Below are 20,676 nucleotides of genomic sequence, written 5' to 3'. Positions count from 1 at the left end.
GACGTGATCTGCGCGGGACGGGACCGGCTCCGATCCTACTGAATGCCTTTTCATCCCAACGTGTGGTGTGAATTCAGTTTTTCATCCCCGGCCCCGAAGAATGGCGAACCGTGCGGAACCCAACGACCACCACGCTCGGATACGCCCTGTTCGCCACCCGCTGGCTCCAGGCCCCCCTCTACTTCGGGCTGGTCGCCGCCCAGGGCGTCTACGTCTACAAGTTCTTCAAGGAACTCTGGACCTTAATCCTGATGTGCGTGAGCGGGAACGCCACCGAGACGTACGTGATGCTCGCGGTGCTCAAGCTGGTCGACGTCGTCATGATCGCCAACCTGCTGATCATGGTGATCGTCGGCGGCTACGAGACCTTCGTCTCGCGCATCGGCCTCCAGGGCCACCGTGACCAGCCCGAATGGCTCTCGCACGTCAACTCCAACGTGCTGAAGGTCAAGCTCGCCACGGCGATCGTGGGCATCTCCTCCGTCCATCTGCTCCAGATGTTCGTGGACGTCCACCACACCTCCCGGCACGCCCTGCTGTGGGGGACGGTGATCCACATGGCGTTCATCCTCTCGGCGGCGATCCTCGCCTACATGTCGGGCCCGATGGCCGCGCACGGGGATCGCGGACACGCCGAGCGGCCGTCGGCCGGGGCCGGGCCGGCGACGCCTCCCCAGGCGGGGCAGGACCACGGGGACCAGCGGCACGCGAAGCCGGAGCAGGAGGCGCCGGCGGCCACGCCGGCCGTTCCCCGGCAGCCGGCCCCGGACGCGGACGCCGAGGCCCGGACCCGCGAGGCCGGCTTCCCGGCCCGCAAGCTGCTGGAAGACTTCGACCAGCAGCACCCCCGAGGCTTCGACCGGGAGACCGTGGCCCGGCTCGGCAAGGCGGACTTCGTCGACGCCCGGCGCAACGTGGTCCTCGTCGGCCCGCCCGGCACCGGCAAGACCCACCTCGCCATCGGCCTCGGCGTGCGCGCCTGCCAGGCCGGGCACCGGGTGCTGTTCGCGACCGCCGCCGAGTGGGCCGCCCGGCTCTCCGACGCCCGGGCCGCGGGCCGGCTCGACGCGGAACTGGCCGCCCTCGACGCGTACCCCCTGCTGATCGTCGACGAGGTCGGCTACACGCCCTGCGACGCGGCGACCGCCGGGCTGTTCTTCCGGCTGGTCGCGCACCGCTACGAGCGTGCCTCGCTGATGGTGACCAGCGACCGCCCTCTCGGCCGCTGGGACGAGGTCTTCGGCGGCGCCTTGGCCCCGGCGATGGTGGACCGCCTCGCCCACCACGCCGAGATCGTCCGGCTGGACGGCGACAGCTACCGGACGCGGCGCGCTACTTCAGCGTGGGCAGATTGACGTTGTTGATCAGCGGCCCTTCGATGCCGATCCCCTCGGAGATCAGGGGCCCGCCACCGGCGGTCGGCAGGGGCAGCGGCAGCGCGGGCGGGGCCGCGGCGGCGGAGGGCGCGGCCACGCCCACGAGGGCGACGGCGCAGAGAGCGGCGGCGGAGAGCTTTTCACGCATGGGGACGACAGGGCCTTTCGCGTACCGAGTGAGGAGGGATGCCGCGCCGCGGGCCGGCCCGGGGACGCCGGGGCCGGCCCGCGGCGCGGCAGGCGGATCAGACCTGCGGCGTCTCGATGACGAGGCCGGCGACGTCGATGCTGATCGCCGCGGCGGGCGTGGCCAGCCCGCCGAACGTCATCAGGGCGGCGGTGGCGAGGACGGCGGCGATTCGACGGACAGCGCGCATGCTGGGACTTCCTTTCGACAAGGCTCACAGGACACCCGGTGGCTGCCCCCGCGTGAACGGCGGAATGCGGCGCACTCGGCGATGTCGCCCAAGCGTGGGAAATTCCCGGCGCTGCGTGCATGAGCACCGGCGTGCACCCGAACGGGTGAGACGACGCCCAGGCGGAGCGGGCCGTCAGCCCGCGTCGTCCGCGAGCTCCGCGACCCCGGTGATCCGGTGCAGCGGGTACGTGCGGACTTCGTCCGCCGTGTGGTCGTACGCCGTGACGAAGCCGCCCTCGACGCGGATCGGGGCGATGACGCGCTGGCTGGCGGCACCCTCGGCGTTGACGTAGCCGATCCACAGGGCCTCGCCGGTCAGGACGGCGGCCTGCATGGTGGCGAGGGTCTCGGCGGAACCGGTGCGGGGCAGTTCGCCGTTGACCGCCGGGACCGTGCCGGGCCTGCGCGGGGCGGTTGAGGCCAGATCGCCGGCCCGGATGGCGCGCAGCGCCGCCGCGAGGAGGGTGTCGTCGGGGACCGGCGGGCCGTCCGGCACCGGCTCGGGTGCCGTACGGGGCGGGGTGCGGTGCGCGTGCGCGCGGGTGATCAGCACATCGCCCTCGGCGGACTCGGCGGCCGGTGCGAAGCCCATCGCCCGCAGGCCCTCCAGCAGCCCCGCCGGGTCGGTCTGCGCGGCCAGCACGGTCGGGGCGAGCCGGCGCAGCCCCAGGGCGGCGGCCCGCTTGTCGGCGAGGATCTCGCCCAGCACCGCGTCGTCGTCGCAGCGGACGTACGCCGAGGCCGCGCCGACACGCAGATGACCGTGCCTGCGGGCCACGTCGTCGATGAGGTACGTCAGCGGCTGCGGCACCGGCGTACGGGAGTGCGCGGCGAGGAAGGCGTGCAGGTCCGAGGCGCTCTGCCCGGCGTCGAGGGCGCGCCGCACCGAGCCGGGCGTGAACCGGTAGACGGTGGCCCCGCCCTTGGACTCGACGTCCGCCAGTACGCCCAGCGTGTCGGCGAGCGGGCGCCGCAGCGGCCCGGGCGCCACCGCCGTCAGGTCGGCCTGGAGCAGCACGTGGTCCAGCGGCTCGGGCAGCAGGGGCGTGAGCAGCCGGGCCGCTGCGGCGGAGGCGACGGCCTGTTCGGCGGGGGAGAGGGGGGTGAGAGGGGTGAGGCGGTGGTGGTGGACGGGCAGCTTGTCCCCCGGACCGGAGGGCTCCGCTTCCGGGCCCTTCGCGGGCGCCGCGGGCGCCCCCAGCAGGGCCCTGCCGTGGGCCGACAACGCACCCCTGCCCGTGACACCCAACAGCTCCGCCTCGGACAGGGCCCACCGGGCGAGCCGACTGCGCAGGTCGTCCTCGCGCTGGGCGCCGCGCAGGGGGCGCTCCCAGCGCAGCCGGGCCAGCACCGACTCGGCGGCCGGCGCGGCGCCCTCGGGCAGGCCGGCCAGCAGCGCCAGCACCCGGTGCCGTACCTCCGGCGCCGCCGAACGGTCCAGACCCGGCCCGAGCGCCGACAACGTACGGTCCTTCGCGTCCCGCCCGCCCACCAGCCCGGCCGTCCGGGTCGCCGCGAGCCACGCCGTGACCAGCCGCGACCAGCGCTCGGCGGCGGGCAGCTCCCGCCACTCGTCGTACGCCGGGGTCGCCGCGTACCGCTCGTCGGCCTCCCCGTCGGGGGCGATCAGGCCCGCCGCGTAGGCCAGTTCCACCCAGAACGCGGCGACCGGCTCGGGCACGTCGAGGGCGACGGCGGTCCGCTTCAGGTCCCGCACGCTCAGCCCGCCGGCCCGCAGCACCGCCGGCCCGCCCTCGTCCCAGTCCTTCAGCAGCTCCTCGACGGTCGCGAGCGCGGTGTACGCCTGCCCGGCCGCGGTGCTGTCCACAACCTGTGGACGATGAACGGCGGCGGCCTCGACCGCCGGCGGCACGGGCTCCGGCGTCCGGTGCGCGAGCCCCCGCCGCAGGTGCAGTGCGACCTCGCGCGGCAGCACGACCGTCCCGGGCGCCGTTGGCAGCAACAGCCCCCGGTCCAGCAGCCAGCGCAGCCGGGGCGCCGGATCGGCCGTGACCTGCCCGTACGGCGGCCCCCACACCAGCCGCTCCAGCACGTCGAGGGAGTCGGCCGGGGCCTCGGCGAGCAGCGCGGCCATCCGGTCCCGGTCCGTGAACAGCTCGGTCAGGGAGGTCACCGCGGAGACCGAGTCGTGGGTCGAGGGCAGCCCGGCGGCCGTGACGATCTCCTGGATCCGCCCCGGGGACATCCCGGCGGTCGCCTCCTGGACGGTCGGGCCGAGCCCCGTCGGTGAGGGGTGCTGCGGCGAGGGCGCCAGCAGCTCACGCGCCGTCCGCACCAGCCGCAGCCGGTCGTCGCCGCCCCACACCACGGCCTGCTCGCGCAGGACGCCCAGGGCGTGCGGCAGGGCCGCGACGACGGCCGGGTCCTCGTCGTCCCCGGCCATGAGCCCGAGCAGTTCGTCGTACGTCGCCGGATCCGCCGCCACGGCCAGCGCCTCCGCCGTCTGGAGCGCGAACCGGTCCAGCCGCTCCAGGGCCCGCACGACCGAGGCGCGGGTGCCGGCGCGGGTCGCGAGCTGCGTGAGGTCGGTGGGCACGGGCGTGATGAGATCCGGACGGCTGCGCAGGAGCGCGCCCAGCGAGACGTCGTCCCGCCCGCGGAGCGCTTCCGCGAGGGAACGGGGGGCCGCAGGCCTGTCCTCGGTGCTCATCCGGTCCACGGTAGCGGGTCGCCTGCGGGGGCCGAGCCGACTGTGCGCGGGCGGACGGGGGCCGGTGCCGGACGGGCATGTGGGTCACCCGCTCGTACTCGCGATACCGTCGACCGACGGCTTCCGCCAACGCACACGCCCCGGAGGGGACTTCGTGGGGATTGAGAGCGACCAGGTCGTTTACGAGTATCTGAGCCGTGTCGGCGACGTGGCCCAGCAGCGGCAGTTGCCGTCGGTTACCCGCATGCGGCTGGTCGCGGACCTGCGCAGCGAGATCGACCGGCGCCGCGCGAAGACCACCGTCGACTCGCCCGCCGCCGTCCGCCGCATCCTGTCCCGCCTCGGCAGCCCCGACGAGGTCGTGGCGTCGGCCGCGGACGGCACGGGCGGCGGCGCTACGACGGAGAGCGCCCCCGCCGCCGTGCCCGTACAGCGCGGGGCCCGTGAACCGGACGAGCCGGACGAGCGGCCGAAGGGGGTCCTGCGGCGCGTCGTACCGCGTCCCCGCCCGGCCCGGCCCGCCCAGGAGCCGCGTCCCGCCGCCGCCGAGGGCGCGGCCCCACCGCACCTGGCCGCCGGGCACGAGCTCGGGGACAGCGCCGTCCAGCCGGACTGGTGGCGGGTGGACAGCAGCCCCTTCGGGGCGGGCGACGACGTGCCGGGCTTCGTGGGCGGCGTGGAGCTGCCGGACCTGCTGAAGCCGCCGAGGCCGAGGAAACCGGAGCCGGAGAAGACGGCGGCGGCCGACGAGGAGACGGCCCCGGCTGTCGAGGCCGCCGGGGTGCCGGAGGAGACAGCGGGCAAGGCGACCCGCCGACGTCTCCCGAGCCTGCCCGCTGGCGGCTGGAGCAACCCGCTCCTCCTCATCGCCGCCGGTCTCCTCATCGCGGGCGCCGTGCTCGGCAACTGGTTCGTGCTGATCCTCGGCTGGCTCATCGCCTACGCCTCCCGCCGCCTGAGCCCGGCGGAGACGAAGTGGGCGGTCGTGATCCTCCCCAGCCTCTCCGTCGCGGCCGGCGTTCTCTGGCTGTGGGGCAGGATGAACGACCGCTGGGGCACTCCGATCGCCGAGGGCCATATGAACGACGCGGTGGCGGAGACCTGGCCGTGGGTGGTCAGGGGCGCGGCGGTGGCGTCGGCGCTGTTCCTGGTGTGGCGCTCACAGCGCTCTCGCTAGCCGATCACGGGGTGACGTCTGCCGTTCACACCGCCTGGGCACAATGGCCCACATGGCAATCACCGTGGGCTTCGACCTCGACATGACCCTCATCGACTCCCGCCCCGGCATCCGCGCCTGCTACCAGGAACTGTCCCGGCGGACGGGTACGTACATCGATGCCGATCTGGCGGTCACGCGGCTCGGGCCGCCGCTGGCCGAGGAGCTGATCAACTGGTTCCCGGCCGAGGAGGTCGAGACCGTGGCCGACGTGTACCGGGAGATCTACCCGACCATCGCGATCGCCGAGACCCCGGCGCTGCCCGGCGCCCGGGAGGCCATCGCGGCCGTACGGGAGGCCGGTGGACGCGCGATAGTCGTCACGGCCAAGTACGAGCCCAACGCCAAACTGCACCTCGCCCACCTCGGCATCGAGCCCGACGCCGTCATCGGCGACCTGTGGGCCGAACAGAAGGCGGGGGCCCTGCGCGAGCACGACGCGGGTGTCTACGTCGGCGACCACGTCGGGGACGTACGCGGGGCCCGGACGGCCGGCGCGCTGTCGGTCGCCGTCGCCACCGGCCCCTGCCCGCCGGAGGAACTGCGCGCGGCGGGCGCGGACGTCGTCCTCACCGATCTGACGGAATTCCCCGGGTGGCTTTCGGACTACCGTCCCGCACGCGCCTGACGCCGGCCCGCCGCCACGGAACGCAGCACTCCCGCGCCGGCCATCAGGAATCCGACTGCCATGAGCATGCTCAGGCCGAACATGTACGTCGGAAACGGCGTCGTCCCCAGGAACAGCGGGGCGACCGTGACCAGTGTGGCCACCGCGCCGATGAAGAAGACGATGGCTCCGGCACGGACCAGGCGGTCACCGGGAGCGGCGGAATTCGTTTGGGTTTTGTCACGCACCCGACCAGGGTAGTTCCCAGCGCGAAGGAACAACCGGGTGACGTCTTGTCACCGGCCTGAAGAGCATTAGCCTTGGTACCGGCGGGTCGTACGACCCGCCCGAGTGCTATCCAGAGCCGTTTCAGAAGCAGTTTTCCGACGAGTACGAGGACGAGGACAGACGTGCCTACCGGCAAGGTCAAGTGGTTCAACAGCGAGAAGGGCTTCGGCTTTCTCTCCCGCGACGACGGCGGTGACGTCTTCGTCCATTCCTCGGTCCTCCCCGCCGGAGTCGAGACGCTCAAGCCGGGACAGCGGGTGGAGTTCGGCGTCGTCGCCGGACAGCGCGGCGACCAGGCGCTGTCCCTGACGATTCTGGACCCGACCCCCTCGGTCGCCGCCGCCACCCGCAAGAAGCCGGACGAGCTGGCCTCCATCGTCCAGGATCTGACGACCCTCCTGGAGAACATCACACCGATGCTGGAGCGGGGCCGCTACCCCGAGAAGACCGCCGGCAAGAAGATCGCGGGCCTGCTGCGCGCGGTCGCGGACCAGTTGGACGTCTGAACCGCTTACGGGAAACGCAGCGCGTTCGGGCCGAGGGGCGGCACCAGCCCCTCGGCCGCCGCGCGTGTCAGCAGCCCGCGTACGGCGGCGTAGCCGTCCTCGCCGAGGTCGGCGGTGAACTCGTTGACGTACAGCCCGATGTGCTGGTCGGCGACGGCCGGGTCCATCTCCTGGGCGTGCTCCATGACGTACGGGCGGGACGCCTCGGGGTCGTCCCAGGCGGCGCGCACGGACGTCCTGATGGAGTCGGCGAGCAGCCGCAGCTTCTGCTCGCCCAGCGACCGCTTGGCGATGATCGCGCCCAGCGGGATCGGCAGCGCGGTGGTGTTCTCCCAGTGCTCGCCCATGTCGGCGAGCTTGTGCAGGCCGTAGTTCCGGTACGTGAAGCGCGCCTCGTGGATGACGAGCCCCGCTTCGACCTTCCCGTCCCGCACGGCCGGCATGATCTCGTGGAACGGCATGACGACGATCTCGCCGACCCCGTCGCCCAGCGTGTCCGCGGCCCACAGCCGGAACAGCAGATAGGCGGTGGACCTCTCACTGGGCACGGCGACCGTACGACCGGTGAGGTCGACGTCCGCCTCCCGCGTCAGCACCAGCGGCCCGCAGCCCCGTCCCAGCGCACCCCCGCACGGCAGCAGGGCGTACTGCTCCAGCACGTACGGCAGCACGGCGTACGACACCTTCAGCACGTCGAACTCGCCGCGCTCGGCCATGCCGTTGGTGATGTCGATGTCGGCGAAGGTCACGTCGAGGGCGGGGGCGCCGGGGACGCGGCCGTGGGCCAGGGCGTCGAAGACGAAGGTGTCGTTCGGGCAGGGGGAGTAGGCGATCTTCAGCTGCTCACTGGTCATGCCGGTTCCAACTCTCCAGTACGGGCACGAGCTTCCCGAAGCCCTCGGTGAGGGCCGCCAGGGCCTCGGGGATGCGCCAGGCGGCCCGGTCGCGGGGCCCGACGGGATTGGAGATCGCCCGGACCTCCAGCACGGGCACCCCGTGCGCCGCGGCGGCCTCGGCCACACCGAAGCCCTCCATGGCCTCGGCGAGGGCGGTGGGGTGACGCTCCCGGAGCTCGGCGGCGCGCTCGGCGGTCCCGGTCACGGTGGACACGGTGAGCACGGCCCCGGTACGGGCCCCGACGGCGTCGCCGACCAGCCGAACGAGGTCCTCGGGCGGGTGGTGACATACGGTCCCGAACCCCAGCTCCGTGACCGGCACGAACCCGTCCTCGGTCTCGGCCCCCAGATCGGCCGCGACGACCTCATCGGCAACGACGAGCGACCCCACCCTCGCGTCGGGCGGAAACCCCCCACCGATCCCGGCGGACACGACGAGGTCGTAGGGGTTGCCGTGGAGGGCGGCGGCGGTGAGTACGGAGGCCGTGGAAGCAGCGGCAAGAGCGGGCCCCACACCGACGGCGAGGAGGTCGATCCCGCCACCGCCGCGCGCAGCCGTGCCGCTACCGCCGTGGGCAGTCGTTCCGCTGGGGCGATGGGGGTCCCCCCTGCTCGAGCGGAGCCGAGAGCTCGGGGGAGGGTGGGCACGGCCTACAGCGCCGAGTGCCGTTCCATCGGACCCCGGCGACAGTTCCCTGAGCCCCTGTGCCACCGCGTCCCGTTCAACAGCGACCGCGGTGGCGACAAGCACCCTGCCCAGCCCAGCGGCAGCGATTACGCGTCCTTCTCCAGCTTGAAGTTCCACAACCCCGACGTGTCCTTCTCGCCCTGCTTGATGGACACCAGCGTCGAGTTGCCCTGCGCCCCGTACTGGGCGTTGAAGAACACGCTGCCCGGAATGGTGCGGTAGGTCTTCGTGCTGGAGTCGGTCAGCGGCTGACCGTTCATCAGGATCGTCCAGCCCTCGTCCGCGATCTCCGGGTCGACACCAAATCGCACGGTCTCGTCCGGGTCGACGGAGATGGTCTTGACGCCCTTGTCCTTCAGGCACTGTGTGAGATCGGACGGCTTCAGGGCGTCGCCCTCGCCGCCACAGGTGGCCTCGGAGTTCACCGAGTCGCTGCCCACGGTGACCGTGGACATCGGCGTCGGCTTGTCACAGGCCGAGAGGACGAGCAGTCCGGCGGATACGACGCCGGCGGCGGCGACGGCGCGGCGGCGTCGCACAGCGGATTGCAACCTGGTCATGGGCGAAGGCTATCTGGCCTGCCGGTCGGACCGCCCACGCGGGGTACGGCGTGGCCGTACGGCTACGCCACGCGCGGCCGTGTCGCACCGCCCCGCCGGGCCGAGCCGATCAGTCCCCGTACGGTCGTCAGCCAGCCCGTGCCGACGATCGCGGCGCCCACCGCCAGCCCGAGCGTGCCGTTGAGCGGCATCACGATGCCGACCGCCCCGCCCAGCACCCAGGACATCTGGAGCAGCGTCTCGGAGCGGGCGAAGGCCGACGTACGGACCAGTTCGGGCACGTCCCGCTGGATCAGGGCGTCCAGCGACAGCTTGGCCAGGGCCTGCGCGAAGCCGGCGATCGCGGCCAGGCCGGCCACCAGGACCGCGCCGAAGAACAACGCGGCCGTGATCGCCGCGCCCAGCACGCACGCCACGACCGTCACGATGATGATCTCCGGCGCCCGGGACCGGAGCCACGCCCCCACGGCCGTACCGAGCGCGTTGCCCGCGCCCGCCGACACGCCCACGATCCCCAGGGACACGGCGGCGCTCTGGCCGGAGATCGGGTGCTCGCGCAGCAGGAACGCGAGGAAGAAGATCAGGAAGCCGGTGAGGCAGCGGATGGAGGCGTTGGCGGCCAGGGCGTGGGTGACGGCCGGGCCGACCGTGCGCAGCCCGGGGCGCTTGACGGGACGGCGGTGCGGCCCGTGCAGGTGCTCCTCGTCCGCGGCCAGCAGGGCGGTGTCCTCGCCCTTGGCGGAGTCGACCTTCGGCGGCAGCGTGAACGACAGGAACGTCCCTGCCACGAAGATCACGAAGGCGCCGTAGAGCGGCCAGCGCGGACCGATCTGCTGGAGTCCGGCGCCGATCGGCGCGGCGATGCCGGTGGCGAGGAGCCCGCCGAGCGTGACGCGCGAGTTGGCCTTCACCAGCGAGAAGCCGGGCGGCAGCAGCCGGGGCACGACGGCGCTTCTGACCACCCCGTACGCCTTCGACGCGACGAGGACGCCGAGCGCCGCAGGATACAGCTGGAGGCTGCCGGTGACGACCGCGCCGGACAGGATCAGCGCCAGCAGCGCACGGGCCAGCATCGCCCCGGCCATCGCGGCCCGGCGGCCGTGCGGGATGCGGTCGAGGAGCGGGCCGATCACCGGCGCGAGGAGGGTGAAGGGCGCCATGGTGATGGCGAGGTACAGCGCGACCCGGCCGCGGGCCTCGTCGGTCGGCACGGAGAAGAACACCGTGGATGCGAGGGCGACGGTGATCATCACGTCTCCGGCGCCGTTCACCCCGTGCAGCTCGATCAGTTTGCCGAGGCCGGACTCGCCGGCGCCGTGCGCGTGGGTGGCCTTGCGGATGCCGCGGGCGGTGCCGGTGAACGGGAGGTGCAGGGCACGGCCGACCGCGCGGAGGGAGCCGCCCGAACGGCCCGGTCCGCTCAGTCGGCTGCTTCCCTTGACCCCTTTCGACCCACCGGTCCCGGTGTCGCCCTGGGGCGTCCTCGCGGCTGCCACGACGTCATAGTGCCCCGAGATGGCTGTGGGTAGTGCCATTACCGCTTCTATAGGGCCTGTGGGGTGACTGTCCGGGTTGCCGGGCCCGGTCGACACGGTGGTCGGGGCCGTCGGTCAGGACGGTCGGTGTACGCGAAGTGGGGCGGAAGGGTAGCGTGCGTATCTCAGCCATCCCGCAAAATGGATGAAGGACGTCGACGCGGTCCCCTGGTCCGCTCCGTCCGCCCCAGGCGCTGGGAGTGGCGCACTCGTGAGACGGCGTATGGAGAGAAGCGATACCTGTGAGCGCAGCGACAACGCGAAGCCGCACCCCTGACCGTCTGTGCGCCGAGGCCGTCGACCTCGCCCGCGCCGCAGCCGAGGAGGCGGCGGCACCAGGAATCGTCGGCGAGCACGTGGGGACGGTCTCCGAGGGGGATCGCGTTGTCACGCACTTCTTCGAGTGCAGGGAGCTCGGGTACCGGGGCTGGCGCTGGGCCGTGACGGTGGCCCGGGCGTCCCGGGCGAAGATCGTCACGGTGGACGAGGCGGTGCTGCTGCCCGGCCCGGACGCGGTGCTCGCGCCCGAGTGGGTGCCGTGGAGCGAGCGGCTGCGCCCCGGCGACATGGGCCCGGGCGATCTGCTGCCCACCGACGCGGACGACCTCCGGCTGGAGCCGGGCTTCTCCGGCGAGGACGAGCCGCCGCCCAACTCGGCCGTGTCGCGCGAGATGGCCGACCTGGTGGAGGCGGAGGACGCGGACGTCACCGCCGGTCCTCCGGCCCGTCTTCCGGAGGTCCCGTCCCGCGGTTCGATCGCGGCGGTGGCGGAGGAGCTGGGCATGCGCCGCGCCCGGGTGCTCTCCCGCTATGGCCTGCACACCGCGGCCGACCGCTGGGAGGAGGCGTTCGGCGCCAAGACGCCCATGGCCCAGTCAGCCCCCGCGGCCTGCGTCACCTGTGGCTTCCTCGCGCCCATCGGCGGCTCCCTGGGCCAGGCCTTCGGCGTCTGCGCCAACGAGTTCTCACCGGCCGACGGCCGGGTCGTCTCCCTGGCCTACGGCTGCGGCGGCCACTCCGAGGCGGCGGTCATGCCGAAGCCGCCGCAGCCGGCTCCGCCGGTCATCGACGAGACCCGGGTGGACCCCTTCCCGCTGCGTCCGGCCTCGGACTCGGGCTCGGTGCCGGTGGCGGCGGACGAGGACACGGAGGAGCTGGGCCACTCGTAGCCGTGTCCCGGCCCGGCCGCCGGACCGACTACTTGTCCTGCTCCTCCGAGAAGATCCGCTCGGCAGAGGGGGCGATCACGGCGCGTCGGTGCCAGCGGCGCAGAGTCTCGGGGTCATCGCAACTGACGATGCGCTCGCGGACCGCTTCGGGGACGTCGATGCCCCGGACATCCAGGACCTCCAGGACGTCTTCGGCAGCCCGCCGAGCCTCGCCCTCGGCCCGGCCTTCGTCGCGGATTTCCTCCGAGATGTACGACCTGTAGAAGGAGAGGTCCACGGCCACCAGGTTCCTCCACAGTTCTGCGGCCGGGTACTTGCCCAGGCCTTGTGCGACGAGTTCGACGATCGGGTCGGCGATGGGATGCGGTGTGTCCCGCAGGACGGTTGTCACTGCTTTGAGTGTGGCCCCGATGTCCGGATGCTTGACGTGGGTGATGGCGGACAGCGTGGCGAGCGCGAGGTCTTCGCGGACCTCGGCCGGGTCGGTGAGCACCGGCATGTTGTGCGGCCCCGCGACCAGCGGGCGCAGGGTGAGCAGGGGCCACTGGCGAGGGCCGAAGCGGACCGGGCGCGCGGCCCATTCGGCGGTGGCGCGGTCCTGGCAGACGACCAGGAGCAGCGGCTGGAGCCGGTATTTCGTGAGCAGGTACGAGGCGTAGTACGCCCAGCTCGCGGGCTTGTCCGGGTCCTTCTCGCCCTGCGCCTCGACCGCGAGCAGTAACGGCTCGTCGTCCTCGGTCTCCAGCCGGAGCAGGATGTCGACGCGGCGTTCGAGCGGGCGGGCCTCGGTGAGGTCGGTGGGCAGGACGGTGACCGACGTGGGTGGGGCGAAGTCGATGCCCAGCACCTCGGAGACCCGGGAGAACAGCCCGGGGTGGTCCTGGAAGATGCGGTGCATCGCCTCGTGGGACGAGCTGACCATGGGGTGGTGTCAGGCCTTTCGTCGGAGTGGTGCGCCGGTACGGCAGTCGCGGCAGTGGCCGGGCTCGGGGGCGCGGTCGCAGCCGTCGCAGGTCCGGAGTGGGTGCCGGGCGGCCGGCGCTGGGGCAGGGGCACGGAACGGGGGCGGTGGCGGTAGCTGGGCTGTGAGGCGGTGGGCCAGGAGGGCGGCCGGGCGGCGTGGGCCTTCGGGGGGCAGGTCGGTGGGCAGGGCGTCTCGTACGGCCCCGTCGAGGTCGCCACCACTCCCGCCACCGTCCACGTCCGCGACTCCAAGCACACCGCGGGTCCCCGGCTCGCCGTCGCTCCCGCCGCATGGGCGGATTTCGTGACGTACGCGTCCGGGAGCTGAACCTGGGGCCGGACGGCGCGCACACCCCCGCTCCCCAGGCGGTACCTTCGTCCTCTCGTCGATGAGGAGAAGGAACGTGAGCAGCAAGTTCGTGCGGCCCGCCGCCGAGGGTGCCGACCCGTTCGGCACGGCACGTCTGCGACGCGGGGTGCTGGACGCCTGGGCCACCAGCCCCGCCCGGTTCCGTGAGGACGCCAACGCCGAGGAGGACCTGGTTCTCGGCGGCTACCGGGACCGGCTCGTCGTCGAGCTCGCGCAGAACGCCGCCGACGCGGCGGCCCGGGCGGGTGTGCCCGGGCGGCTGCGGCTCACCCTCCGTGATGGTGTGCTCGTGGCCGCCAACACCGGCGCGCCGCTGGACGCGGCCGGGGTCGAGTCGCTGTCCACCCTGCGCGCGTCGGCGAAGCGGGAGACCCACGAGCAGGCCGTCGGGCGGTTCGGCGTCGGGTTCGCCGCCGTCCTCGCCGTCACCGACGAGCCCGCCGTCGTCGGCCGGCACGGTGGTGTCCGCTGGTCCCTCGCCGAGGCCCGGGAACTGGCCGCCGACACCGCCCGGCACAGCCCCGGCCTCGGGGACGAGATCCGGCGACGCGACGGTCACGTCCCGCTGCTGCGGCTGCCGTTCGCCGCCGAGGGCACCGCCCCCGACCCGTACGACACCGCCGTCATCCTCCCGCTGCGCGACACCCCCGCCGCCGACCTCGCCGAACGCCTGCTGCGGGCGGTCGACGACGCGCTCCTGCTCACCCTCGCCGGCCTCGAAGAGGTCGTCATCGAGATCAACGGCGAGAGCCCCCGCACGATCTCCCGCCGCACCGACGGCCCCTTCACCGTCGTCGACGACTCCGGCAACGGCGTCACCTACTGGCGCACCGCCGCCGCCCACGGCCCCCTCACCCCCGAACTGCTCACCGGCCGGCCCGTCGAGGAGCGGCTGCGCCCCCACTGGTCGGTCACCTGGGCCGTGCCCGTGGACTCCGACGGCAGCCCGGTCCGGCCCCGCACCAGCCCGGTCGTGCACGCCCCCACCCCCAGCGACGAGCCGCTCGGCGTCCCCGCCCTGCTCATCGCCTCGTTCCCGCTGGACTCCACCCGCCGGCACGCCGCCCCCGGCCCGCTGACCGACTTCCTGATCCAGCGCGCGGCCGACTCCTACGCCGAACTCCTCGGCGGCTGGCGGCCGGTGACGGCCGGGATCGTCGCCCTGGTGCCCGGCCCGCTCGGCAAGGGCGAGCTGGACGGCGCCCTGCGCCAGGCGATCCTGGAGCGGCTGCCGCGCACGTCCTTCCTGCCACCCGCCGTCGAGCCCCGCGGGCACGACGGCGAGGACCTGCCCGAGTCGCTGCGGCCCCGGGACGCCGAGGTCGTCGAGGGCGCGGGCGCGGACACGGTGCGGGTGCTCGCCGAGGTGCTGCCCACCCTGCTGCCCGCCGGTCTCGAACGCCGGGTGGAGCTGCGCACCCTGGGCGTCGCCCGCGTCCCGCTGACCGACGCGATCGACCGGCTGGCCGGACTGGAGAAGGACCCCGGCTGGTGGCGGCGGCTCTACGACAGCCTGGCCGGGGTCGACCCGGACCGGCTGTCGGGCCTGCCGGTGCCGCTCGCGGACGGCCGTACGACGATCGGCCCCCGGCAAATCCTCCTGCCCGGCCCTGACACCACCGGAATCGACCCGGAGACCCTGGCCCGGCTCGGTCTGAAGGTCGCCCACCCGGACGCCGCCCACCCGATCCTGGAGAAGCTGGGCGCCCTGCCCGCGACCCCGCGCGCCATCCTCACCACCCCGCAGGTCCGGGCCGCCGTCGCCGCGTCGCTCGACGACGAGGGCGGCGTGCTGTGGGAGGAGGACGCCCTCGACGCGGAGGAACTGGCCGACACCGTGCTCGCCCTGGTGCGCGACGCCGGCCTGGAGCCCGGTGACGAGCCCTGGCTCGGCGCGCTCGCCCTGCCCGACGAGGACGGCGAACCGGCCCCGGCCTGCGAACTCGTCTTCCCCGGCGGCCCGTTCGCCCAGGTCATGCGCGAGGGCGAACTCGCCGCGGTGGACGCCGAGCTGGCCGCGAAGTGGGGCGAACAGCCGCTGGCGGCCTGCGGGGTGCTGGTGAACTTCGCACTCGTCCGCGCCACCGACGTCGTCCTCGACCCCGACGAACTGGAGCCCCGCGAGGGCGACTTCGCCGAGCCCGACGACGCGGGCCTGCTGGACGCGGTCGACGTGTGGGCGGAGGACGTCCTCGACCGTTTCCCGGACAGCCCGGTGCCGCCGGTCGCGACCGAGATCATCGCCGTACGGGACCTGGACCTGGTCGACGAGGACAAGTGGTCCCAGGCCCTGTCCCTGCTGTCGCAGCCGCCCCTGCGGGACGCCATCGTCCAGCCCGTGCGCGTCCTGCTGCCGGACGGCACGCACGAGGTCGTACGGCCGTACACGGCGTGGTGGCTGCGCGGGAACCCGGTCCTCGACGGCCGCCGCCCCGCGGGCCTCCGCGCCGCCGGCGGCGACCCGCTCCTGCGCGGTCTCTACGAGGAGGCCGACGCGACCGGATTTGAAGACGAGCAGGTGCTGCGGGCGCTCGGCGTACGGACGTCCGTCGCCGCGCTGCTGGACGAGCCCGGCGGCGCCGCCGAACTCCTCGACCGGCTCGCCGACCCGGAGCGCGAGGTGACGGACGCCCAACTGCACGCGCTGTACGGGGCGCTGGCCGATCTCGATCCGGAGCAGGTGACCCTGCCGGACGAGCTGCGTGCCGTCATCGACGGCCGGGTGGAGGTCGTGGACGCGGCCGACGCCGTGGTGTGCGACTCACCGGACCTGCTGCCCTTCACGGAAGGCGTCCCCCTGCTGCCGGTCCGCCCGTCCCGGGCCGCCGAACTGGCCGAACTCTTCCAGGTACGGCGCCTGAGCGAGTCGGTCACGGGGCAGGTCACCTCCGAGGGCACCGAACACGAGGTACCGGACTCCGTCCGCGTCCTGCTCGGCCCGCGCACCCCCTCCTCCTACATCGAGCACGAGGAACTCGTCGTCGACGGCGTGGAGATCGACTGGCGCCTGACGGACGACGGCGTCCTGCACGCCGCCACCCTGGAGGGCGTCGCCGCGGGCCTGGCCTGGGCGGCGGGGCAGTGGCCGCGGCGGTTCGAGGTGGCGGCGCTGCTGGAGGATCCGTCGCGGACGGAGGAGCTGGCGCGGGACCGGTGGTTCGACTGAAGCGTGCGGTGGCGCTTGTCCGTTCGGTGAAAACGTCCGATACGGAATCTTCACCTGTCGCACCATCAAGCTCCTTGCTCGCGGATCTGATCACGTGAGTCGACAGGCTCCACGATCACCTGGGCCCCGGGAGCCGACGACGAGCGCGGGGGCCCCTCTCCACCTGGAGAACGCATGCGCATCCGAGCCACCGTGGCCGCCGGCGCCGGCGCCCTGGCCCTTTCCGCCTTCGCCGTGCCGGCCGCGCAGCGGATGTCGGGAGCGGCGACATCACGATCACCAAGGTCGTCGTCGACGGCGACAACAAGGTGTCTGTGGGGACGTCCGCCGCGAAGACCATCAAGGTCAGCGTGCCGGCTCAGGACGACTCGGGCATCGCGGGCGCCGACGAGTTCACGCTGAAGGGCCCCGGCCACGGCTTCTTCACGACCTCCAAGCCGACGTGCACGGCGGTCAGCTCCACCACCTCCACGTGCACGCCCTCGGTGCTGGCCGATCCGAAGGTCGACTACCTGAGCAACGCGAATGCCCGCACCTGGTACGTGGAAGCCTGGATCGACGCCGATGACGGCGGCTTCGTAGGGAAGGAGGCGGGCACCAGCACGTACACCACGGTCAAGACGGTGTACTCCGACCGGTACGGCAACCTGAAGGCCACCGTCACGGCCTCCACCGACGGCTACTTCCGCTACTCCTTCGCGGGCACGACGACCACGCCGACGGTCAACGCCGCGGGCGACTTCGTCGACGTGCGATGACACCGTCCCCGCACAGACGGCACCGCCGGCCACGGGATCCGTTCGGGGGCCGACGGTTCCGCATGTCTCATGGGTGTGTCACACATCGCGGATGAGATGGCAAAACCTGGACCGGGTCGTACAACCTGTTCCGGGGCTCGTGAATCTGATCGCGTGAGTCAACAGACTCCTAGAACACTTCTCCAACTGGGGAACACATGCACATGCGAGCCACTGTGGCCGCCGTCGCCGGCGCCCTGGCCCTCTCCGCCCTCGTCGTTCCGGCCGCGCAGGCCGCTGACGCGCCGTCCGGCAAGGCGGCCTTCAGCTCCGCCTCGGCCGACGCCGGATCGGGCACCACCGCGTCGACCCTCGACGTGACCTTCTCCAACATGAAGGTCAACAGCGGCAAGAACATCGTCGTCGGCACCACGAACGTGGTCAGCTTCCCCGTCACCTACACCGTGACCCACGCCGCGGACCTCGACACCAGCTCGGACAACTTCGCCACCGGCCCGCTGATCTACCACGGCTCCTCGATGGACACCGCGGACAACGTCTTCATCAGCGACGACCCGGCCACCTGCACCGCCGCCTCGTCGACCGTCCTCAACTGCAAGGGCGTCATCAGCATCCGCCCGGCCGACGGCGACCTGTTCAACTCCGACGCCGGCACCTGGGGCGCCGGTGCCCTCGCCGTGACCAGCAACGGTGACGAGAAGATGCAGGACGGCCTGGCCAGCACCAAGGTGCAGCGCTACTCCAAGCTGACCGTCAACGCCGGCCCGAGCCCGTGTACAAGGGCAAGACCATCACGTCCACCGGCAAGCTCTCCCGCGCCAACTGGGAGGACAACGCCTACCACGGCTACACCAACCAGCCGGTCAAGCTCCAGTTCCGCAAGGCGGGCACCAGCACGTACACCACGGTCAAGACGGTGTACTCCGACCGGTACGGCAACCTGAAGGCCACCGCCACCGCGACGTACGACGGCTACTGGCGCTTCAGCTTCGCCGGCACGACGACCACGCCGGCGGTCAACGCCACGGGCGACTACGTCGACGTGAAGTAACTCCGGCTACGCCGGGAAGCGGCGGTCAACCCACCTCCACAGGAGTTCCAGGGTGGCCGCCGCCACCGCCGCGATGCCGACCGCCAGCCACGGCATCGTCACGCCGACCAGCTTCAGCGCGAAGAAGTCCTGGAGCCACGGCACGACGAGGACCAGCAGGAAGGCCCCGGCCATCGCCGCCACCAGGGTGATGCGCCACCAGGTGTAGGGGCGGGCGATGATCGCCAGCACCCACATCGAGATGAGGAACAGCGTGAGCGTCGCGGCGCTGGTCTCCGCGTCCAGTGCGCCCGCGCCCGTGTAGTGCTGCCGGGCGATCAGGTAGGTCGCGAAGGTCGCCACCGCGGCCAGCACCCCGCCAGGGATCGCGTACCGCATCACCCGCCGCACGAAGTTCGGCTTCGCGCGCTCCTTGTTGGGCGCGAGCGCGAGGAAGAAGGCCGGGACGCCGATCGTCAGGGTCGAGAGAAGGGTCAGGTGGCGCGGCAGGAACGGGTACTCGACCTGCCAGCAGACCACCAGGATCGCCAGCAGCACCGAGTAGACCGTCTTGACGAGGAACAGGGTCGCGACCCGCGTGATGTTGCCGATGACCCGGCGGCCCTCCGCCACCACCGACGGCAGCGTCGCGAAGCTGTTGTTCAGCAGCACGATCTGCGCCACCGCCCGGGTCGCCTCCGAGCCGGAGCCCATCGCGACGCCGATGTCGGCGTCCTTCAGGGCGAGGACGTCGTTCACCCCGTCGCCCGTCATCGCGACCGTGTGCCCATGGGACTGCAACGCCCCCACCATGTTCCGCTTCTGCTGCGGGGTGACCCGCCCGAACACCGTGCCGTCGTCGAGGGCCCGCGCCATCCCGTCCTGCTCGGCGGGCAGCCGGCGCGCGTCCACGGTGGTGCCGGACAGCCCTAGCTTGGACGCGACCGCCCCGACCGACACCGCGTTGTCGCCGGAGATGACCTTGGCGGCCACGTTCTGGTCGGCGAAGTAGCGCAGCGTGTCGGCCGCGTCCGGCCGCAGCCGCTGTTCCAGGACCACCAGTGCGGTGGGCTTCGCTCCCTCGGCCACCTCCGGGTCGTCGAGGTCCCGGTCGACCCGGGCGAGCAGCAGCACCCGCAGGCCCTGCTCGTTGAGCCGCTCGGTCTCGGCGAGGGCCGGGTCGTCGTCGGGCAGCAGGACGTCAGGCGCCCCCAGCAGCCAGGTGCTGCTCTCCCCGCCGGCCTCGACGAACGCGGCGCCGCTGTACTTGCGGGCGGAGGAGAACGGCAGTGCCTGGGTGCAGCGCCACTCCTCGATGGCCGGGTAGACGTCGATGATCGCCTTGAGGGAGGCGTTGGGCCGGGGGTCCGACGCGCCGAGGGCGCCGAGCACCTCGCGTACGTACGTCTCATCGGCGCCCTGGAGCGGCCGTAGCTCGGTGACGTCCATGCCGCCCTCGGTGAGGGTGCCGGTCTTGTCGAGGCAGACGGTGTCGACCCGGGCCAGCCCCTCGATCGCGGGCAGCTCCTGGACGAGGCACTGCTTGCGGCCCAGGCGGATCACGCCGATGGCGAAGGCGACCGAGGTCAGCAGGACCAGCCCCTCGGGGACCATCGGGACGATGCCGCCGACCGTCCGGGCGACGGAGTCCTTGAAGGCGTTGTCCTTCACGACCAGCTGGCTGATGATCAGGCCGATGGCGGTCGGGACCATCATCCACGTGACGTACTTGAGGATCGTGGAGATACCGGAGCGCAGCTCGGAGTGGACGAGGGTGAACCGGGACGCCTCCTCCGCGAGCTGCGCGGCGTACGCCTCCCGCCCGACCTTGGTGGCTTGGAAGGCCCCGCCGCCCGCGACCACGAAGCTGCCCGACATCACCTGGTCGCCGGGGCGTTTGACGACCGGGTCCGCCTCGCCGGTGAGCAGCGACTCGTCGATCTCCAGCCCGTCGGCCTCGACACAGACACCGTCGACGACGACCTTGTCGCCGGGCCCGATCTCGATCAGGTCGTCGAGGACGATCTCGGAGGTGCTGACCTGGCCGGAGGCCCCGTCCCGGCGGACGGTGGGACGCACCTCGCCGATCAGCGCGAGCGAGTCCAGCGTCTTCTTCGCCCGCCACTCCTGGACGATCCCGATACCGGTGTTGGCGAGGATCACGAAGCCGAACAGGCTGTCCTGGATCGGCGCGACGACCAGCATGATCAGCCAGAGGATGCCGATGATCGCGTTGAAGCGGGTGAAGACGTTCGCGCGGATGATGTCGACGGTGGAGCGGCTGCTGCGCACCGGCACGTCGTTGACCTGGCCGCGCTCCACCCGCTCGGCGACCTGGGCCGTGGTCAGGCCGGTCTCGCGGGAGGTGACCGTCACCGGCCCCGTGGAGTCGAGCCGGGCACCCGCGTCGAGATGCGTCATGCATTCGACGGTACGTGCGGATTTGCCGCTTCACCTGC

The 20,676-nt window shown here is 72.7% G+C and carries 17 protein-coding genes and 3 pseudogenes; 9 read left to right on the top strand and 11 right to left on the bottom strand.

Translation table 11 applies throughout. The annotated features are described in order from the left end of the window. Positions 1 to 110 precede the first annotated feature (110 nt). Complete coding sequence (istB, locus tag V8690_RS18825; protein ID WP_338780375.1) at positions 111 to 1,355, top strand: IS21-like element helper ATPase IstB; 1,245 nt, start codon at positions 111 to 113, stop codon at positions 1,353 to 1,355. Here istB and V8690_RS18820 read toward each other — a convergent pair. The 3 genes from V8690_RS18820 to V8690_RS18810 form a co-directional block, all read right to left on the bottom strand. Then, on the bottom strand, positions 1,333 to 1,524 hold the full coding sequence (locus V8690_RS18820; protein ID WP_338780373.1) for a hypothetical protein: 192 nt from the start codon (positions 1,522 to 1,524) through the stop codon (positions 1,333 to 1,335). The two genes, istB and V8690_RS18820, sit on opposite strands and share 23 nt — an antisense overlap. A 97-nt stretch (positions 1,525 to 1,621) precedes the next feature. Continuing rightward, on the bottom strand, positions 1,622 to 1,753 hold the full coding sequence (locus V8690_RS18815; RefSeq protein ID WP_338780371.1) for a hypothetical protein: 132 nt from the start codon (positions 1,751 to 1,753) through the stop codon (positions 1,622 to 1,624). Between the two features lie 174 nt (positions 1,754 to 1,927). Next, positions 1,928 to 4,465 (bottom strand): helicase C-terminal domain-containing protein, encoded by a 2,538-nt coding sequence (locus V8690_RS18810; RefSeq protein WP_338780369.1) that lies wholly within the window; start codon positions 4,463 to 4,465, stop codon positions 1,928 to 1,930. Positions 4,466 to 4,619: 154 nt separating this feature from the next. Between V8690_RS18810 and V8690_RS18805 the strand changes: the two genes are divergently transcribed. Both V8690_RS18805 and V8690_RS18800 read left to right on the top strand, forming a co-directional pair. Continuing rightward, the gene (locus tag V8690_RS18805; protein WP_338780368.1) at positions 4,620 to 5,642 is read left to right on the top strand and encodes a hypothetical protein; all 1,023 of its coding nucleotides are present in this window, start codon (positions 4,620 to 4,622) and stop codon (positions 5,640 to 5,642) included. 43 nt (positions 5,643 to 5,685) lie between these two features. Continuing rightward, positions 5,686 to 6,309: an HAD family hydrolase gene (locus V8690_RS18800; RefSeq protein ID WP_338780366.1), complete on the top strand. Its 624-nt coding sequence runs from the start codon at positions 5,686 to 5,688 to the stop codon at positions 6,307 to 6,309. On the opposite strand, the gene V8690_RS18795 is transcribed toward V8690_RS18800, so the two are convergent. Continuing rightward, positions 6,288 to 6,536 carry a hypothetical protein gene (locus tag V8690_RS18795; protein WP_010035898.1) on the bottom strand — a complete coding sequence of 83 codons (249 nt, stop codon included), beginning with the start codon at positions 6,534 to 6,536 and terminating at the stop codon, positions 6,288 to 6,290. The genes V8690_RS18800 and V8690_RS18795 overlap by 22 nt on opposite strands. Positions 6,537 to 6,698: 162 nt before the next feature. On the opposite strand from V8690_RS18795, the gene V8690_RS18790 reads away from it, so the two are divergent. Next, on the top strand, positions 6,699 to 7,082 hold the full coding sequence (locus tag V8690_RS18790; protein ID WP_010035896.1) for a cold-shock protein: 384 nt from the start codon (positions 6,699 to 6,701) through the stop codon (positions 7,080 to 7,082). A gap of 5 nt (positions 7,083 to 7,087) precedes the next feature. Here V8690_RS18790 and V8690_RS18785 read toward each other — a convergent pair whose 3' ends face one another. From V8690_RS18785 to V8690_RS18770, 4 genes are all read right to left on the bottom strand, one after another. Beyond that, the gene (locus V8690_RS18785; protein WP_338780362.1) at positions 7,088 to 7,936 is read right to left on the bottom strand and encodes a 1,4-dihydroxy-6-naphthoate synthase; all 849 of its coding nucleotides are present in this window, start codon (positions 7,934 to 7,936) and stop codon (positions 7,088 to 7,090) included. Then, positions 7,926 to 8,738, bottom strand: coding sequence for a futalosine hydrolase (locus tag V8690_RS18780; protein ID WP_338785397.1), 813 nt, complete (start codon positions 8,736 to 8,738; stop codon positions 7,926 to 7,928). Before V8690_RS18780 ends, V8690_RS18785 begins: the two co-directional genes overlap by 11 nt. A 14-nt stretch (positions 8,739 to 8,752) precedes the next feature. Beyond that, positions 8,753 to 9,226, bottom strand: coding sequence for a DUF2771 domain-containing protein (locus V8690_RS18775; protein WP_338780360.1), 474 nt, complete (start codon positions 9,224 to 9,226; stop codon positions 8,753 to 8,755). Positions 9,227 to 9,288: 62 nt separating this feature from the next. Then, positions 9,289 to 10,722 carry an MFS transporter gene (locus V8690_RS18770; protein ID WP_338780358.1) on the bottom strand — a complete coding sequence of 478 codons (1,434 nt, stop codon included), beginning with the start codon at positions 10,720 to 10,722 and terminating at the stop codon, positions 9,289 to 9,291. Between the two features lie 281 nt (positions 10,723 to 11,003). Between V8690_RS18770 and V8690_RS18765 the strand changes: the two genes are divergently transcribed. After that, positions 11,004 to 11,930, top strand: coding sequence for a DUF3027 domain-containing protein (locus V8690_RS18765; protein ID WP_338780356.1), 927 nt, complete (start codon positions 11,004 to 11,006; stop codon positions 11,928 to 11,930). A 28-nt stretch (positions 11,931 to 11,958) separates the two neighbouring features. On the opposite strand, the gene V8690_RS18760 is transcribed toward V8690_RS18765, so the two are convergent. Further along, complete coding sequence (locus tag V8690_RS18760) at positions 11,959 to 12,852, bottom strand: hypothetical protein (protein WP_338780354.1); 894 nt, start codon at positions 12,850 to 12,852, stop codon at positions 11,959 to 11,961. 9 nt (positions 12,853 to 12,861) lie between these two features. After that, positions 12,862 to 13,095: pseudogene (locus V8690_RS18755) on the bottom strand (helix-turn-helix domain-containing protein); the annotation flags it as partial. On the opposite strand from V8690_RS18755, the gene V8690_RS18750 reads away from it, so the two are divergent. The 4 genes and pseudogenes from V8690_RS18750 (at position 13,024) to V8690_RS18735 (ending at position 18,238) form a co-directional block, all read left to right on the top strand. After that, the gene (locus V8690_RS18750; protein ID WP_338780352.1) at positions 13,024 to 13,221 is read left to right on the top strand and encodes a DUF397 domain-containing protein; all 198 of its coding nucleotides are present in this window, start codon (positions 13,024 to 13,026) and stop codon (positions 13,219 to 13,221) included. The pseudogene V8690_RS18755 and the gene V8690_RS18750 sit on opposite strands and share 72 nt — an antisense overlap. 61 nt (positions 13,222 to 13,282) lie before the next feature. Further along, the gene (locus V8690_RS18745) at positions 13,283 to 16,429 is read left to right on the top strand and encodes a molecular chaperone Hsp90 (protein WP_338780349.1); all 3,147 of its coding nucleotides are present in this window, start codon (positions 13,283 to 13,285) and stop codon (positions 16,427 to 16,429) included. A 174-nt stretch (positions 16,430 to 16,603) separates the two neighbouring features. Continuing rightward, a pseudogene (locus tag V8690_RS18740) lies at positions 16,604 to 17,187 on the top strand (calcium-binding protein). Between the two features lie 197 nt (positions 17,188 to 17,384). After that, positions 17,385 to 18,238 (top strand): annotated as a pseudogene (locus V8690_RS18735) (hypothetical protein). A gap of 6 nt (positions 18,239 to 18,244) precedes the next feature. On the opposite strand, the gene V8690_RS18730 reads toward V8690_RS18735, so the two are convergent. Then, positions 18,245 to 20,638 (bottom strand): HAD-IC family P-type ATPase, encoded by a 2,394-nt coding sequence (locus V8690_RS18730; RefSeq protein WP_338780347.1) that lies wholly within the window; start codon positions 20,636 to 20,638, stop codon positions 18,245 to 18,247. Positions 20,639 to 20,676 lie beyond the last annotated feature (38 nt).

It is taken from the genome of Streptomyces sp. DG1A-41, from assembly GCF_037055355.1.
Lineage (GTDB): Bacteria > Actinomycetota > Actinomycetes > Streptomycetales > Streptomycetaceae > Streptomyces.
The sequence above is the reverse complement of the archived record's forward strand: the minus strand, read 5'-3'. Positions and strand labels throughout refer to the sequence as shown.